The sequence below is a fragment of the Pedobacter sp. SL55 genome (assembly GCF_026625705.1).
Lineage (GTDB): Bacteria > Bacteroidota > Bacteroidia > Sphingobacteriales > Sphingobacteriaceae > Pedobacter.
On record NZ_CP113059.1, the window covers coordinates 2631998 to 2648255 of the forward strand.

Here is a 16258-nt window from a genome sequence, read left to right on the forward strand (position 1 = left end):
GTTCCTCTTTATTATGGGAGAGGGAAATTAGGCTAAATATTTTTGGTAGAAGAATTCCAACGAAATTTTGACGTATAAGATGAGGTTTTCCATATTGTTTGATTTTAGTAAATTATTTGAAGCTCTCCGTTGTTACAATTTACTGATTTTGGCCCGCCAACAAGTGCACAGTCAGAAATAACCGACCATTTTTTATTATAGCGTATCTCGAGGTCGGTATAATTTGCTGCTAGTTTTTCTAATTCTTGTACATTGATGGTGTTGGTGTATGCCACGTAAGAAGAGGGGCCACCACATGCCTTGTTTCCAAATGGAAGAGTTTGAATGTTTATGTCGTCTCCACAACGGCTAGACTCTGCCAAGGCCCTGATTTTTGTTAAGAGTTGAGCCAATTCCTGTTGGTCTTCATTTTGTGTTTTTTCTTTGTCGCAGCTACTTATAAAAATTGCTGTGCAAAAAATTACAGCATATACAAGTGAATTTAGTTTTTTCATTGATTTAGGTTTTGTAGCCCATACGCAGGCTCGTTGTTAAACGCTACAAGGTGACGAAAATAGGAGCAATGTTTTTTGTAAAATAAACCTGTATTGAAGCGTAAATACTTTTTGGAGCGTCAATTTCGACGAAGTATGAGGAGAAATCTTCAAATTAAATGCTGCTGTCAACAAGATTTCTCTCTACGTTCGAAATGACGGAGGACAGCATACAAAAAGATTGAAGCGGAAAGCAGGACTAGCAAAACCTATGAAACACCACATTAGCTTTACTTAAATATAACAATTCTCATTTCATTATCGGAAGAAATATTGTATCTTTGCCCCGCAAATAAGAAAACTAATTTATTTGCTATGCAACTCGATCCCCAAAAATTTATTGCTTTAGGTTTAACATACGATGACGTATTGTTAGTACCTGCATATTCGGAAATTTTACCTCGCGACGTTAACACCAGCACCCATTTAACCAAGAAAATTCAATTGAATGTACCTCTGGTTTCTGCAGCTATGGACACGGTTACCGAGGCAGAATTGGCTATTGCCATTGCACAAAATGGTGGCATCGGGATGTTGCACAAAAACATGAGTATCGAAAGGCAGGCAGAAGAAGTTCGCAAAGTAAAACGTTCGGAAAGTGGCATGATCCAAGATCCGGTAACTTTGTTAGAAACTTCGGTAGTTGCAGATGCTTTTAAAATCATGAAAGAGCATAAAATTGGTGGTATCCCTGTGGTAAGTGCCGATAATAAATTGGTAGGCATCATTACCAACCGCGATTTGCGCTTCCAAAAGGATATGAGCAAGCCTATTGCGCAAGTAATGACTAAAGAAAATTTGATTACTGCGCCAGAAGGTACAACGTTAAAGCAGGCAGAAGAAATTTTGCAAGATCACAAAATTGAAAAGCTACCTGTAGTTAATACAGAAGGTTTTTTAAGTGGCTTAATCACTTTTAAGGATATCCAAAAAGTAAAACATTACCCTTATGCTTGTAAAGATGAGCGTGGTCGTTTACGTGTTGGTGCTGCGGTTGGCGTTACTCCAGATACTTTGCAACGTGTAGATGCTTTAGTAAATGCTGGAGTAGACGTAATTACCATTGATACCGCTCACGGGCACTCGAAAGGTGTGGTAGATAAGTTGAAGGAAGTAAAAGCGAAATATCCAGAATTACAGGTAATTGTAGGTAACATTGCTACAGGCGATGCAGCAAAGTTTTTAGCTGATGCTGGTGCAGATGCTGTTAAAGTAGGTATTGGGCCAGGTTCTATTTGCACCACTCGTATTATTGCGGGTGTGGGGGTGCCTCAGTTATATGCTGTTTTTGAGTGTGCTAAAGCTTTAAAAGGTACCGGTGTACCGGTTATTGCCGATGGTGGTATTAAACACACTGGCGATATTGCCAAAGCAATTGCTGCTGGTGCAAGTACGGTGATGGCAGGTTCGTTATTTGCAGGGGTAGAAGAGGGGCCAGGCGAAACCATCATTTACGAAGGCCGTAAGTTTAAATCTTATCGTGGTATGGGCTCTATCGAAGCAATGGAGCAAGGTTCTAAAGACCGTTATTTCCAAGATGTAGAAGATGATATTAAAAAGTTAGTGCCAGAAGGCATTGTAGGGCGTGTGCCATACAAAGGTACTTTGGCAGAGGTAATGTACCAATACATTGGTGGTTTACGTGCCAGTATGGGTTACTGTGGCGCCGCTACTATCGAGAAATTACAGGAAGCACAATTTGTACAAATTACCGCTGCGGGTATGCGTGAAAGTCATCCACATGATATTACGATTACTAAGGAAGCACCAAATTATACAAGTAAATAATAACCCCAACCCCTAAAGGGGAATACAAAGTCCCTTTAGGGGATTTAGGGGTAAAGCAAATACAGCGGGGCGTCGGTTATGATAGCCCCGCTTTTCGTTACAACCTTTTTGTGATCCGTTACCGCTAATCATTGTCATGCTGAGTTTATCGAAGCATCTGCGATTAACAAACAATCCTTCGACAAGCTCAGGATGACACACCAAAAAGTATTTCCACTTCAATCTGGTTTAAAACACAAAAATCCCTGCTAAAATCAACCTTCTCCATTACCAAGACCACAAATTTCTCAAAATAAAATTTCGGATTGTAAAAACTTTAATATATTTGTCTACTAGTTCTATAGATTTAATATAATTTAAACTTTTGATGTTGAAACCGTCCTGATGCATAGGGGTGGTTTGGTCATCATTTAAAACAAATCCAAAAGATGAAAAAGATCCTAAATCCCATGTGTTGCTGTATGTCGAATAATTCTCTTAATGTTCTCAAAATACCCATACAGCAAGCACTTTAATAGCCAATTACAACAATGAAAATTAAACTATACCCACTTAGAAAAAACTTTTACCTCACTATCTTAACCATTTTATCACTAATCCTTTCTGCTGCATCTGCTCATGCTCAAACTCCTTTTAGTGGAGTAGTCAAAAAAGGGGATGGTTCTCCAGTTCCTCACGCTACTGTTAAAATAAGAGGCACAAATATTTCTACCAGTGCAAACGAAAAAGGCGAATTTCGCTTAACCTCGGTTCCAGAGGTCCCATTTTACATTCAAGTAAGTTCCGTAGGTTTTAAACCGCAAGATTTTCAAATTTTAACCATCACGTCCACACCAATAGAACTGGTTTTGCTAGAAGCTTCTCAGCTAGATCAGATTGTGGTGACCTCGCGTCGCCGTTCGGAAGTTTTACAAGAAGTTCCTATTCCAATTACAGTTATCGGCGGACAGGCCGCTGAAAATGCAGGTGCTTTCAACGTTAATCGCTTAAAAGAATTGGTGCCCTCGGTCCAATTGTATGCTTCCAATGCAAGAAATACTACATTAAATATACGTGGTTTAGGCTCTACTTTTGGTTTAACTAACGATGGTATCGATCCTGGCGTTGGTTTTTATGTAGATGGTGTGTACCATGCTCGTCCAGCAGCAACTTCAACAGATTTCATAGATATCGATCAAATTGAGGTAATTCGCGGACCACAAGGCACTTTGTTTGGTAAAAATACCACCGCAGGCGCATTTAACATTACTACCAGAAAACCGAGTCATGTTGCAAGTGCAAAAGTTGAACTAAGTTTTGGTAACTATAATTTCATTCAGGCTAAAACTACGGCTACAGGTAGTGTGGCAAAAAATCTGGCAGCAAAAATCTCCATTTCTGGTACGCAGCGTGATGGCACCATCTGGAACGTACGTGAAGAACGAAAATATAGCGGGCAAAATAACTTAGGTGCTAAAGGGCAATTGTTGTTTACGCCAAACGAAAAATTGGAACTGTTATTAAGCGGCGATGTTAGTATTCAGCATCCAGCAGGCTATCCGTTGGTGGTTGCTGGCGTTACTACCACAGAAAGAAGCGCTTTCCGTCAGTATGCTAAAATAGTTGAAGATTTAGGGTACACACAGCCAATAGTTGACCCTTTTGCTAGAGAAATTTATACCAATACACCTTGGAGACACAACCAATCTATTGGAGGGATATCCTTAAATGCCGACTATAAAATTGGTAGCGGTAAACTTACTTCAACCACCGCTTGGAGATTTTGGAACTGGGATCCAACCAATGATCGGGATTTTACCGAGTTTGCTGCATTGACTAAGTCGCAGGGCAATACTCGTCACGACCAATATTCGCAAGAGTTTAGGTACGCAGGAGATCTCACCGATAAATTAAGTGGCGTGGTGGGTGTTTTCTTTCTTGGGCAGAATTTACAAGGCTTAGGGCAAACCGAAGAAGTAGGAAGAGACCAATGGCGTTTTGTGCAAACTAGTGCTACGGGCGAGCAAGCTTTATATAGTGCCAATCGGGATTTATTAACAGGTTACGGTATTACTACAAATTCTACCATTAAGTCGTTAAGTGCGGCTGTTTTTGCGCAGGTAGACTGGGAGGTGCTTGATAAATTACACGTATTGCCTGGCATCAGGTTTACTTACGATAAAAAAGAAGTAGATTACGATAGAAGAACTTACGGCGGCTTACAAACTTCGGATGCTGCTTTATTAAGACTTAAAAATGCAGTTTACTCGAACCAGCAATTTAATACCAGTACTAATAACAATAACCTGTCTGGAAACTTAACTGTTTCTTACCGCCCAAGCGATAAACTGAACGCATTTGCTACTTATTCTACCGCCTATAAGCCAGTTGGTGTTAATGTAGGCGGTTTACCAACTACATCAACTGGTGCAGCCGATTTATCTGTAGCTATAGTAAAACCAGAGTATGTACAACATTATGAACTGGGTTTAAAAACAAAGCCAACTGCGGGTGCAATTTTGAACATTACTGCATTTAATACCGACATTAAAGATTACCAAACTAATGTGCAATCGCCACAATTGGGGGTAAATAGAGGGTATTTAGCAAATGCAGAAAAAGTACGCGTCAAAGGTTTAGAGGTTGATGGTAGTTATCAATTGCAGCGGTTTTTAACCTTAAATGCTGCAGTAGCTTATCTGGAAGGCAAATATGTTAAATTTACAAATGCGCCACTGCCACTAGAAGAAACCGGGAGAACCGAAGTAATCAATGGTGTAGCTACACAGGTTGCATTTAAAGATGTTTCTGGAGGTAGATTGCCTGGTATTTCTAAATGGAATATTTCTGGTGGAGCAGAGTTAAGCACAGCAGGTAAGCTAGCCGAAAGAGAAGGTAGGTATTTTATTGCTAGCGATATAAGTTATCGCTCGGAGTACTCTTCAAATCCAACGCCGTCAAGAGTTTTAGTGATAAATGGCTATACTTTGTTAAACGCCAGACTTGGTTTTAGATCAGAAAAATTCTCGATTTTTGCTTGGAGCAGAAACCTCGGTGGAACTAATTATTTCGAACAATTGCAGGCTGCAGCAGGCAATGCTGGTTTGTATGCTGGCGTATTGGGAGATCCACGAACTTATGGTGCTACTTTAAGATTTAGTTTCTAAATAGTTCAATAGTATCATTAATTTATTAGGTTGGGCGTTTACGTGTAAACGTTTGCAGACTAACTTTGACAAACTGATAAGCATGTAGCTTTTAGTTTGTCAAAGTTTTTTGCTTAAAAGACTTAAGAAGTTTTTAAACGGCGAAGTCTTCAACTTTTCAGTAAGAGAAATAAAATAGGCTAAAGTTAAACTTGGTAAGTCTCTATGCTCATTCTTCGCAATTGCAAAGGTGGACAACGATGACGATAATAATAGCGTCCAATGTCATTAAGTTAAGGAACTCTGTGTCAGTCTGAGCTTGTCGAAGACTTTTTCCTTAACTTAAAGACGATAATAGTAGCGTCTTTGCGAGGAGGTACGACGAAGCAATCTATATAGTCATTACAATAATTAAATGGTCGGTACATGCCGACTATTTTTTTGGAAAAAGAGTTTTATCTTCGAAGCATGAATAAATTAAAATCACTTTGTGTTTACTGCGGTTCGAATTTTAACGGAGATCCGATACTTAAACAAGCTATTATAGCATTAGCTGAAACAATGGTGGCACAAGATATTACCTTAGTTTATGGTGGCGGCAGCGTTGGAGTTATGGGCGTAATTGCGGATGAAGTAATGGCTTTAGGAGGAACGGTAACTGGTGTAATTCCGCAGTTTTTAATGGATAAAGAAGTTGGTCACAAAGGAATTACTCAAATGATTATTACCGAGAACATGCACCAACGCAAGCAAAAAATGGCCGATTTATCTGACGGTTTTGTGATTTTGCCTGGTGGTTTTGGCACGCTCGAAGAATTTTTTGAAGTGTTGACTTGGTTGCAGCTGGGCTTACACGCCAAGCCAATCGGTGTGTTAAATGTTGGCGGTTTTTACGATCCTCTTTTTGCGCAAATGGATATGATGGTGCACCATCGGTTTTTAAAGCCAGCTAATCGCGATTTGGTCTTTAACGAAAGTGATGCCAGTGTTTTAATAGAAAAAATGGATAGTTTTTCGGCCATTCCAGATGAAGTTTGGTTTAGAGACAGAAATTTGACTTAAGAAGTTGGATTGTTCATCGTTCGTCATCCCCGTGAAAACGGGATCTTAAAGCGATAGCTATTGTTTATGCATTATGATACCGCCACTGCACTAGTTTACTTGTTTTACTGACCCTGAAATAAATTCAGGGTGACGGTAAATTAAGGCTTCGTCATGCTGAATTTATTTCAGCATCAGTTTTACGGTTTCTTTAGAAGTTGAATGTTAGTTCTAGAACTAATCTCGAATTTAAACAATATCTATTTCCGAAAACAGTAGCACTTGTCGCAGCAAAATAGCCCTGAACGAAGTGGAAAGCCCGCATCCAAAGCTTGGCTTGGGGAGGACTTGTAACGAAGTGCAGGACTTTAGGTACCGATGAAATACTGGAAATTGCGCTCCAAATAATTTGTTTAAGTCACTGAAATTTTAAAATTATTTATCTCATTATCAATTTATTATGTTTTATTTAAAATATATTCTACTAAATAGGTAGAAATTATATACATTTGTGCTGTTGATTAAAAATGCAGAGCAATGATTTTAGAAAAAGTAGACAGAAACGTAGTTGAGCCTAAAATAACTTTAGTGGGTGCGGGTCCTGGAGATCCGGATTTATTAACCTTAAAAGGGGTTAAAGCGTTAGCAACTGCCAATGTAGTTTTGTATGATGCTTTGGTAAACGAAGCATTGCTAAACCATGCACCAGAAAATGCCATCAAAGTTTATGTGGGCAAACGTTCTGATGATGAGTCATTCTCTCAAAAATTAGTCAACAAGTTAATGATCGATTATGCTTTAAACTACGGTCATGTAGTGAGATTGAAAAGTGGAGATCCGTTCGTGTTTGCTCGCGGTTACGAAGAAGTTAATGTTGCAGAATCTTACAACATTCCAACCGAAATTGTACCGGGCGTTTCTAGTGCGCTAGGCGTACCAGGACTGCAAAAAATCCCGATGGTTTATGGCAATATGAGCGAAAGTTTTTGGGTGGTAACGGGAACCAATGCTCAAGGACAAATTTCTCCAGATTTGTATGTGGCTGCAAAATCTAACGCTACCATTGTGGTGTTAATGGGTATCGAAAAAATTAAAGAAATTGCTTCCATCTTTAAAGCAGAAGGAAAAGCAAATTTACCTGTGGCGGTAATAGAAAACGGTTCGTCGAAAGAAGAAAACGTGGTGGTAGGTATAGTAGATACGATTGAAGAATTAATTGAAGAAAAGAAATTAAGTTCGCCAGCTTTATTGGTGTTTGGAAATGTGGTTTCATTACATCCGCAATTTAACTCCATCCATCAATTTTATGCGATAATGGCACAAGAAGAATATTAAAGATTTATTACTTGATGTAATATTTTTGTTTGGTTGTGATTAGCTGGGTCTTCGGGTCCAGCTTTTTCGTTTTTAAGGGTGTTGTTAGCCACAGGTGCACAGATTTTTTAATTGATGTGTGCTGTAAAAATATTTATCTGTGCATCTGTGGCTAAACCTTGATATTCTTTATTTTGCTAAAAATAATTTCAGTAAAATTTTATGTAAATCGTCATTGCGAGGTACGAAGCAATCTTAATGCGATAGTTTTTATTGCCAGCTATAGTTGTAAGATTGCTTCGTACCTCGCAATGACGAAACAGGAGACAAAAACTGATATTCCCCAGTTTACTAAAATAATTTGAGTAAAAGTTTGCAATACTCGATGATTTAGGTAATTTAAAACAATTTCTTTCTGAGTATATTTTATGGAGATCATACATTTAAGTGCAGAGTGCTATCCGGTTGCTAAAGTAGGTGGCTTGGGTGATGTTGTAGGTGCTTTGCCTAAATATCAAAATAAACTTGGCCATGTGGCTAAAGTGGTTATGCCCGCCTACAATTGTAAATTTTTATATGAAAATGATTTTGAAACCGTTTACGATGGCTGGGTTAAGGTAGCTTCAACAAATTATCAGGCTAGAATTTTAAGGGAAAAAACAAATAAACTCGGCTTCGATATTTTTTTAGTACACATTGCCGGCTTGTTTGATAGAGAGGGTGTATATGGCCATAGTGATGATACAGAACGCTTTTTGGCTTTTCAAATTGCTGCGTTAGATTGGATTGCGCAGTGGCAACACCGCCCAGATGTAATTCATGTTCACGATCATCATGCCGGTTTAGTTCCGTTTATGGTAAGTAATTGCTACCAATATGCGCACTTAAACCAAGTACCAACAGCTGAGTATCCATAATGCACAATATCAGGGTCAGTTTGGTTGGGATAAATTACATTATCTTCCAGCATTTGATTTAATTAATACCAGTAAACTAGATTGGGCCAATGCAATTAACCCTTTGGCTGCGGCTATTAAATGCGCTTGGAGGGTAACTACGGTGTCTCCTAGTTACTTAGATGAAATTAGTCACACAGCAAATGGTTTAGAAAGTTTACTAGCGCAAGAGCGAGGCAAATCTTTCGGCGTGCTTAACGGTATAGATACCGAAGTTTGGAATCCGCAACAAGATAAAATGATTACCAAGGGCTTTAATGCCAGAACCGTAGAAAGTGGAAAAAAAGCAAACAAAGCAGAGCTTTGCCGTGTTTTTAATCTCGATCCAACTAAGCCACTTTATACATTTATCGGCAGGTTGGTAGGAGAAAAAGGAGCTGATTTATTACCTGATATTTTTTACAATGCCTTGGCACAAAGTGATGGCGAAATCAATATTTTAGTTTTGGGGTCTGGAGATACACACGTTGAGGACAGGTTAAATGATATTACACACAGGTATCCTGGCAAGTACAATGCCTTTATTGGCTATAACGAAGCTTTGTCGCATCAAATTTACGCGGGGGCAGATTTTCTTTTAATGCCATCGAGGGTAGAGCCTTGCGGTTTAAACCAAATGTACGCATTACGATATGGAACAATACCAATAGTAAGGCGCATTGGTGGATTAAAAGATACCGTAATTGATATTGGCGATGGCGGTTTTGGTATCTGCCACGATCAAACCAGTGTATGGGATGTAGGCCACGCCATAGGTAGGGCTTATGAACTTTACGGCGACCAGAACAGAGTAAAAGAAATAAGAAAATATATGATGTCGATAGATCACTCATGGGACAGCTCGGCACAACGATACATAGAGATATACCAAATGTAAAACATAAATAAAACGATGACGGACAAAGTATTAGGAGTAATTCTTGGCGGTGGCCAAGGTTCTAGGTTAGCACCATTAACATTAACAAGATCTAAACCAGCAGTGCCTATCGCAGGTAAATACCGCTTGGTAGACATCCCAATTTCTAACTGTTTAAACTCGGGCATACACCGTATGTTTGTACTTACTCAGTTCAATTCGGCATCGTTAAATAAACACATTAAAAATACTTATCATTTTAGCCATTTTTCTAAGGCTTTTGTAGATATTCTGGCAGCAGAGCAAACGCCAGATAACCCGGCATGGTTTCAGGGAACTGCCGATGCCGTTCGCCAGTGTATGCACCATATTGTAAGCCACGAGTTTGACTATATTTTGATTTTATCGGGAGACCAGTTGTATCAAATGGATTTTAAGGATATGCTGAAAGCACACATTGATGCCGAAGCAGAAATATCTATCGCTACTATCCCAGTAACTGCTAAAGATGCCAATGATTTTGGTATCATGAAGACGGATGAAAACAACGTGATCACTTCTTTTATCGAAAAACCGAAAGATGAGTTGTTGCCAGACTGGACTTCTGATACTGGCGAGGAAATGATGCGTGAGGGTAAACATTTCTTAGCATCGATGGGTATTTATGTATTTAACAGAGATGTGCTCATCAAAATGTTAAACGAAAGCCCCGAAGAGAAAGATTTTGGTAAAGAAATTATCCCAAGAGCACTAGAAGCAAATAAGGTTTTAAGTTACCAGTACGAAGGTTACTGGACCGATATTGGTAATATTTCTTCTTTCTTTGATGCCAATTTAGGATTGACAGATGAGCTGCCTCAATTTAATATGTTCGATACCGCACATACCATTTTCACAAGAGCAAGGATGTTGCCGCCATCCAAAGTATCGGGCACTACTTTAGAAAAAGCAATTATTGCCGAAGGTTGCATTATACAAGCCAGTAGGGTAGAACGCTCTGTTTTAGGGATTAGAGCACGTATTGGCAGAGGTACCACTATCGCCAATTGTTATGTAATGGGTAGCGATCGTTATCAAAACTTAGATGAAATAAACGAAGCCAACAAAGCTGGCGTGCCTTTGCTAGGTATTGGCGATAGGTGTTACATTAACAACGCTATTATTGATAAAAATTCGAAAATTGGTAATGATGTACGTATTAATGGCGGGCCACATTTAGCGGAAGGCGATTATGGTTTGTACGTAGTGAAAGATGGTATTGTGGTCGTTAAAAAAGGTGCGGTGCTGCCTAGCGGTACGGTAATCTAGCTCCTATGCCTCTAATAAAATTAAAGCCTTTCAGTTGTGTCTGAAAGGCTTTTTTGTCGGGGCGAAAAATTTTTCGCCCGTACTCTTAAAATATCCAAATATCTCCAATTCATCCCGTTCTGGTTCAAGTTTTCTGAAAGACCAATAAATCAATTTTGAAAGCCAAAGTCTCCAAACTGTAATAGCTTGACTAGATTTTTATAGCTTAATTGGTGTTGTATTGCCAGATGTAGTCTTGGGTTTAATGTTTAGATTTAAGTGACCGCAAGCGAGCAATTAAACCATTGGGATAGTTTTTTACTTTGTAATTTCAATTCTATATTCGGCAATTATCGATAAAAGATCTTTGCCAACTAAAAACATATTAAATGAATAATCTAATTTTTTAGAAATGTCCAAGTTTTCAATATTTCCTACAGATATTGAGACAGTTCCATTTTCGACTTTATTGTTAAAAGAGAAGTGTTCAGATGAAAAATGTATATGTCCGCTTAATGTTTTATATAGTGAATCGAATTGGGGGAATATTTTGTCAATTTTATTAACTAAATAGTTATCTGTCATTTTATTACCGTCTCTATCTTTAAGGTTTCTGATATGTTCACCCTTAATTATTTTTTCATAAAATTCGCTAGGGTTGCCGTATAGGCTTAAAGCATAAAGTCTTAAACAGTTATCTATTTGAAGTCTCATCAATGAGATAGCTGACTGATAATTATTACTTTCAGCTAACGTTACAAAACCTCTATTTAAAGAAATCGCTCTATTTGCAATAGACATTATGTAGTGATTAATTTCACTTATTCCATCTTCAATCTCATAAATTTTCTTAATCTCGAGAATGAATAATTTTTCCAGAAGAAGAATATTCTTAAAAGTATGATTTAAGTTGTCTTCAGTTACATCCTTATTCAGTTTTTGTTTATCCATATTTTCTGCAAAATTCTGCAAACTAACGTATTTTGCGCAACACACTTGTCCCAAAAGAACATGTTAGGCTTTGCGCAACTGCTTTCACCATAAAGTTAAAAAATAAACTAAAAAGATTGTGAAGAAATTGAACCAAGCCAGCTCAATTCGTGCCAGTAATTTCAGGCTTTTCTAAACCTTACCGAAGTTTTGCTGTTCTTAATATTTACACATCCTATATTTTTTATGACAGCTACACATTTATATCAAACAGGAATTATTGGAAACTGCTCTTACATCGCTCACATCCATAAAAACACAAACATCAGCTGGCTTTGCTGGCCAAGGTTCGATAGTTCTTTTGTTTTCGGCGCCATGCTCGACGAGCAAAAAGGTGGAAGATGTACCATTTTGCCAACTACCGAATACAGCTCGCAACAATATTACATTGAGAACACCAATGTATTAAGAACAGAAATTACCGCTGCTGATGGCAAATACCGAATTACCGATTTTGCCCCTCGGTTTCACTTGCATGAGCGCTATTTTAAGCCTTTAATGTTGGTTAGAAAAATAGAACCTTTAGAAGGAACTCCGCGAATTAAAGTGGCCTGCGAACCCGTTTGCGATTATGGTAAAGGTAAAATGAGGTCTGCCTTAGGTAGCAACCATATCGATTATTTTGGTTGCGAAGAAGATATGCGCTTAACCACCAACGTGTCGTTAAACTATATTTTAGATGAGCAAGATTTTGTGCTAAATGATCCAAAATATTTGATTTTTACCTACGGCTATAATTTAGAAGCTCCAATAGTAGCTACCGCTGAGGACTTTTTAAGAGAAACCGTTGCTTATTGGCGAATGTGGATCAAGCATTCTTCTATCGCGGGTTTTCATCAGCCTTTGGTTATCCGCTCTGCGCTGGTTTTAAAAATTCATCAATATGAAGATACTGGATCTATCATAGCGGCCAGTACTACAAGCTTGCCCGAATCGCCAGGCAGTACACGTAACTGGGATTATAGATATTGCTGGTTGCGAGACTCTTTCTATGTGCTTACTTCCCTTAACCATATTGGGCATTTTGAGGAAATGGAGAAGTATTTCAATTACATCTCGGATATTACTTTTGATACGGATAAGCGTTACCAGCCTTTGTATGGCATTACTGGGAAACGCGATATTGTAGAAGAAACTTTAGATCATTTGACGGGTTATTTAGGAGAAAAACCAATTAGAATTGGAAACCAGGCTTACGAGCATATTCAAAATGACATTAACGGACAAGTGCTCATTTCAATGTTGCCACTCTACACAGACCACCGCTTTGTTTTTTCGGAAAGAGGAGATTCTGTAAGATGGATAGATGGCGTTTTAACTAAAATTGAAATGACTATTGATGAAAAAGATGCTGGTATTTGGGAGTTTAGAAACATTGCCAATACGCATTGTTATAGTAATTTGTTTCAGTGGGCAGGTGCTAATGCAGCTTTAAAAATGGCTAAAACCATTGGTAACAGTTCGTTAGAAGAGCGAGCTAAAGTATTGATAGCTAAAGCTGCAGCGCACATAGAAGCTTGCTACGATGAAGAACGGAAAGTTTATACCAATGCTGTTGGAAGCAAGCATTTAGATGCCAGTACACTGCAACTCATCATGATGAATTATTTAGATCCTTCGTCGCAGCGAGCCAAAGACCATCTAATTGGTTTAGAAAAAGAATTGAAAACCGAGGATGGGTTGTTTTATCGCTATGTACATGCAGATGATTTTGGAAAGCCAAAAACTACCTTCTTAATTTGTGCTTTTTGGTACGTAGAAGCCTTGGCTTGTGTGGGCAGATTAGATGAAGCGGTTGAAGCTTTTGAAAATATCATTAAATATTGCAACCATTTGTTATTGTTTAGCGAAGATGTAGATGCTAAAACGGGCAGTCAGTGGGGTAATTTTCCGCAGGCTTATAGCCATGTGGGTTTAATGAATGCAGCCTATCGGATTGCAAAGAAATTAGATAAGCCTGTGTTTTTATAGTAAGATTAAACTCAAAATTTTTTAAAGACTTACGAAGTTCAACTTTAGCCTATTTTATTTCTCTTATGGAAAAGTTGAGGGCTTCGGCGTTTAAAAACTTCGTAAGTCTACATTTGATTTTTAGAAGATACAGATGATAGCTGTAAAATTTACGGGTAAATTATAATGAGAGTTGTTTGCTCTCTGCCAATATCGATCTCAACAACTCCCTCACTTCCTTATGGTCGTTCAAGTAGAACTTCGCTTCTGATACCTCGCTGCCTACCTTGATCGTAATTCCGCTATTTGGCATAGCCTTAAAAATGTCTTCATCGGTATGGTCATCGCCCATGGCTAAAATAAAATCATACTCCGTTTCGTGCATCCAATTTAAAGCGGCTTTACCCTTATTTACTTCCATGTTTCTAAACTCTATAACCTTATTGCCAGGCATAATCTGCAAGCCTTTATCGGCGGCTAAAACGCGTAAGTTGTTGATGATCTCATTAGCTCTAAGCTCGCCTAAACCACTTTCAGATTTGCGGTAATGCCAAACCAAAGAAAAACTTTTTTCTTCGATAAATGATCCCGGGGTGCGGTCTGTATAAGTGTTCAAAATACTGGTAATCTCGTTTTTCCAATGGTCGTTTAACATCGGTAGCGAATGCCATTCATCGTTAGGTTTTTTTTGCCAAGCGCCGTGTTCAGCAATAATACCAAGGTTTAAGTCTCCAAACCAGCTTTGTAGGGTTTCGTGTTTTCTGCCACTTATAATTACTACTTTGTTGTGAGGATCTTTATTCAGCTCTTTCAATAGTGTTATTAATTCTTCATCAGGACTGGCATCATCTATATTACCTTTAAAACCCACCAAAGTACCATCGTAATCTAGAAAAATAATACGGTTTCGGGTAGAGGTGTATCTGTTAATGATGCCTTGCCTTACTTTGTTTACGGCATGTTTGGTCTTTAGCGAATGCTGCAGCAATTTGGTGTCGTCCATACGGCTTAAAAAGTTGCTTACCCATCGTTTTACGTTAAATTTACTTACCAAGGCCCGCATCAGTTGCATTCTTCTTTTTGTTCTTCTACAGGCATGGTCAAAGCTTCTACAATCGCGTTCATAATATCGCCAATGTTGTTAGGGTTCACAATAATGGCATCGTTAAGCTCTTTAGAAGCACCGGCCATTTCGCTTAAAATCAATACACCTGTGTCGTCTCTTCTGCTGGCCACGTATTCCTTACTTACCAAGTTCATGCCATCTCTCATTGGTGTTACCAAGCAAATATCAGCTACGCTATACATCGCCGAAAGTGTTTCTATAGGAAAAGAGCGGTAGAAATAATTAATCGGCACCCAGTCTAAGGTTCTATATTTTGCGTTGATATTACCCACCAACTGGTCGATTTTCTCTTTGAGTTCCTTGTATTGTGGCACAGTATCTCTAGATGGCACCACAATCATGAATAAACTGATTTCTCCGATAAATTTTGGGTTCAACTGTAGCAGTAATTCGAAAGCCCTAATACGTTCTAAAATACCTTTACTGTAATCCAGTCTATCGATAGATAGTGCAATTCTACCACTTTTTTCGCTATTAAAGTTGTCTATTTCTGCCAATACCTGTCGTTGTAACGGTAGCTTCTCAAATTTATCGTAATCTATACCCATGGGGAAAGGTTCTACAATAATTTGACGGTTATTTTTAGAAATTACATTTGACGAGAAAGTAACCGGGGTAAGCCTAGAGGCAGCACTTAAAAAATGGCGAACATCATCATAAGTATGAAAACCAATTAAATCTGCACCCAACATTCCTTCAATTAATTTATCTCGCCACGGAATTAGTCTGAAAATCTCGAAAGATGGAAAGGGAATATGTTGAAAAAATCCGATAGTAGTATCTGTTAGGCGCTCTCTTAATAACGACGGTAGGCACAAAAGTTGGTAATCTTGTATCCATATTTTATCGCCTTCGTTAAAAGCATTTTGTGTTGCCGCTGCAAATTTTTCATTTACAGTAACATAACTGTCCCAATAGGCTTGTTCAAAGCGGGCGTAGGTAACCAAGTAATGAAAAACTGGCCACAACACTTCGTTAGAGAAACCTTCGTAGAAAAGATTAATTTCTTCTTGCGTTAAAAATACTGGTATTAAATTTAGTGTTGCTAATTGCTTTGCAATTTCTGGTTGGTCTTTTTCGGGAATATCTATGCCGGGCCAACCCACCCAAAGCATACTGCCGCTTTTGTAAACGTCGCCAAGTCCAGTAGCTAATCCGCCCTCGCTCTTCTTTAAAACGTATTTTCCCTTGTTTTTACTGATTTTTACGGGTAGTCTATTCGAAATAATAATTGTTCTGCTCATGCTTTTATCTTAAGTATCCTATATATAAAAAGGTTTTTAAAGTCTTTT

12 protein-coding genes are annotated in these 16258 nt (G+C 38.4%); 8 read left to right on the plus strand and 4 right to left on the minus strand.

Annotated elements, in window-relative coordinates:
* Positions 1 to 104 precede the first annotated feature (104 nt).
* The gene (locus tag OVA16_RS11870) at positions 105 to 494 is read right to left on the minus strand and encodes a hypothetical protein (protein WP_267759613.1); all 390 of its coding nucleotides are present in this window, start codon (positions 492 to 494) and stop codon (positions 105 to 107) included.
* Positions 495 to 848: 354 nt separating this feature from the next.
* On the opposite strand from OVA16_RS11870, the gene guaB reads away from it, so the two are divergent.
* From guaB to OVA16_RS11900, 7 genes are all read left to right on the plus strand, one after another.
* Positions 849 to 2321, plus strand: coding sequence for an IMP dehydrogenase (gene guaB / locus OVA16_RS11875; RefSeq protein WP_267759615.1), 1473 nt, complete (start codon positions 849 to 851; stop codon positions 2319 to 2321).
* 530 nt (positions 2322 to 2851) lie between these two features.
* Positions 2852 to 5467: a TonB-dependent receptor gene (locus tag OVA16_RS11880; RefSeq protein ID WP_267759617.1), complete on the plus strand. Its 2616-nt coding sequence runs from the start codon at positions 2852 to 2854 to the stop codon at positions 5465 to 5467.
* Between the two features lie 447 nt (positions 5468 to 5914).
* Positions 5915 to 6508 carry a TIGR00730 family Rossman fold protein gene (locus OVA16_RS11885; protein ID WP_267759620.1) on the plus strand — a complete coding sequence of 198 codons (594 nt, stop codon included), beginning with the start codon at positions 5915 to 5917 and terminating at the stop codon, positions 6506 to 6508.
* Between the two features lie 516 nt (positions 6509 to 7024).
* On the plus strand, positions 7025 to 7822 hold the full coding sequence (cobA, locus tag OVA16_RS11890) for a uroporphyrinogen-III C-methyltransferase (protein WP_267759622.1): 798 nt from the start codon (positions 7025 to 7027) through the stop codon (positions 7820 to 7822).
* 407 nt (positions 7823 to 8229) lie between these two features.
* Entirely contained in the window at positions 8230 to 8718 is a 489-nt protein-coding gene (locus OVA16_RS20090) for a glycogen/starch synthase (RefSeq protein WP_324288370.1), read from the plus strand.
* Positions 8711 to 9634: a glycogen synthase gene (locus OVA16_RS11895; RefSeq protein WP_324288607.1), complete on the plus strand. Its 924-nt coding sequence runs from the start codon at positions 8711 to 8713 to the stop codon at positions 9632 to 9634. The genes OVA16_RS20090 and OVA16_RS11895 overlap by 8 nt, the downstream gene beginning before the upstream one ends.
* Positions 9635 to 9649: 15 nt before the next feature.
* Entirely contained in the window at positions 9650 to 10921 is a 1272-nt protein-coding gene (locus tag OVA16_RS11900; RefSeq protein ID WP_267759624.1) for a glucose-1-phosphate adenylyltransferase, read from the plus strand.
* Between the two features lie 297 nt (positions 10922 to 11218).
* Here OVA16_RS11900 and OVA16_RS11905 read toward each other — a convergent pair whose 3' ends face one another.
* Positions 11219 to 11851: a hypothetical protein gene (locus tag OVA16_RS11905; protein WP_267759626.1), complete on the minus strand. Its 633-nt coding sequence runs from the start codon at positions 11849 to 11851 to the stop codon at positions 11219 to 11221.
* A gap of 225 nt (positions 11852 to 12076) precedes the next feature.
* Between OVA16_RS11905 and OVA16_RS11910 the strand changes: the two genes are divergently transcribed.
* The gene (locus tag OVA16_RS11910) at positions 12077 to 13861 is read left to right on the plus strand and encodes a glycoside hydrolase family 15 protein (RefSeq protein WP_267759628.1); all 1785 of its coding nucleotides are present in this window, start codon (positions 12077 to 12079) and stop codon (positions 13859 to 13861) included.
* Between the two features lie 160 nt (positions 13862 to 14021).
* On the opposite strand, the gene otsB is transcribed toward OVA16_RS11910, so the two are convergent.
* A complete protein-coding gene (gene otsB / locus OVA16_RS20095; RefSeq protein ID WP_324288374.1) occupies positions 14022 to 14912 on the minus strand; it encodes a trehalose-phosphatase in 891 nt (296 codons plus the stop codon).
* Positions 14903 to 16210: an alpha,alpha-trehalose-phosphate synthase (UDP-forming) gene (locus OVA16_RS20100; protein ID WP_324288376.1), complete on the minus strand. Its 1308-nt coding sequence runs from the start codon at positions 16208 to 16210 to the stop codon at positions 14903 to 14905. The genes otsB and OVA16_RS20100 overlap by 10 nt, the downstream gene beginning before the upstream one ends.
* Between the last annotated feature and the right edge of the window lie 48 nt (positions 16211 to 16258).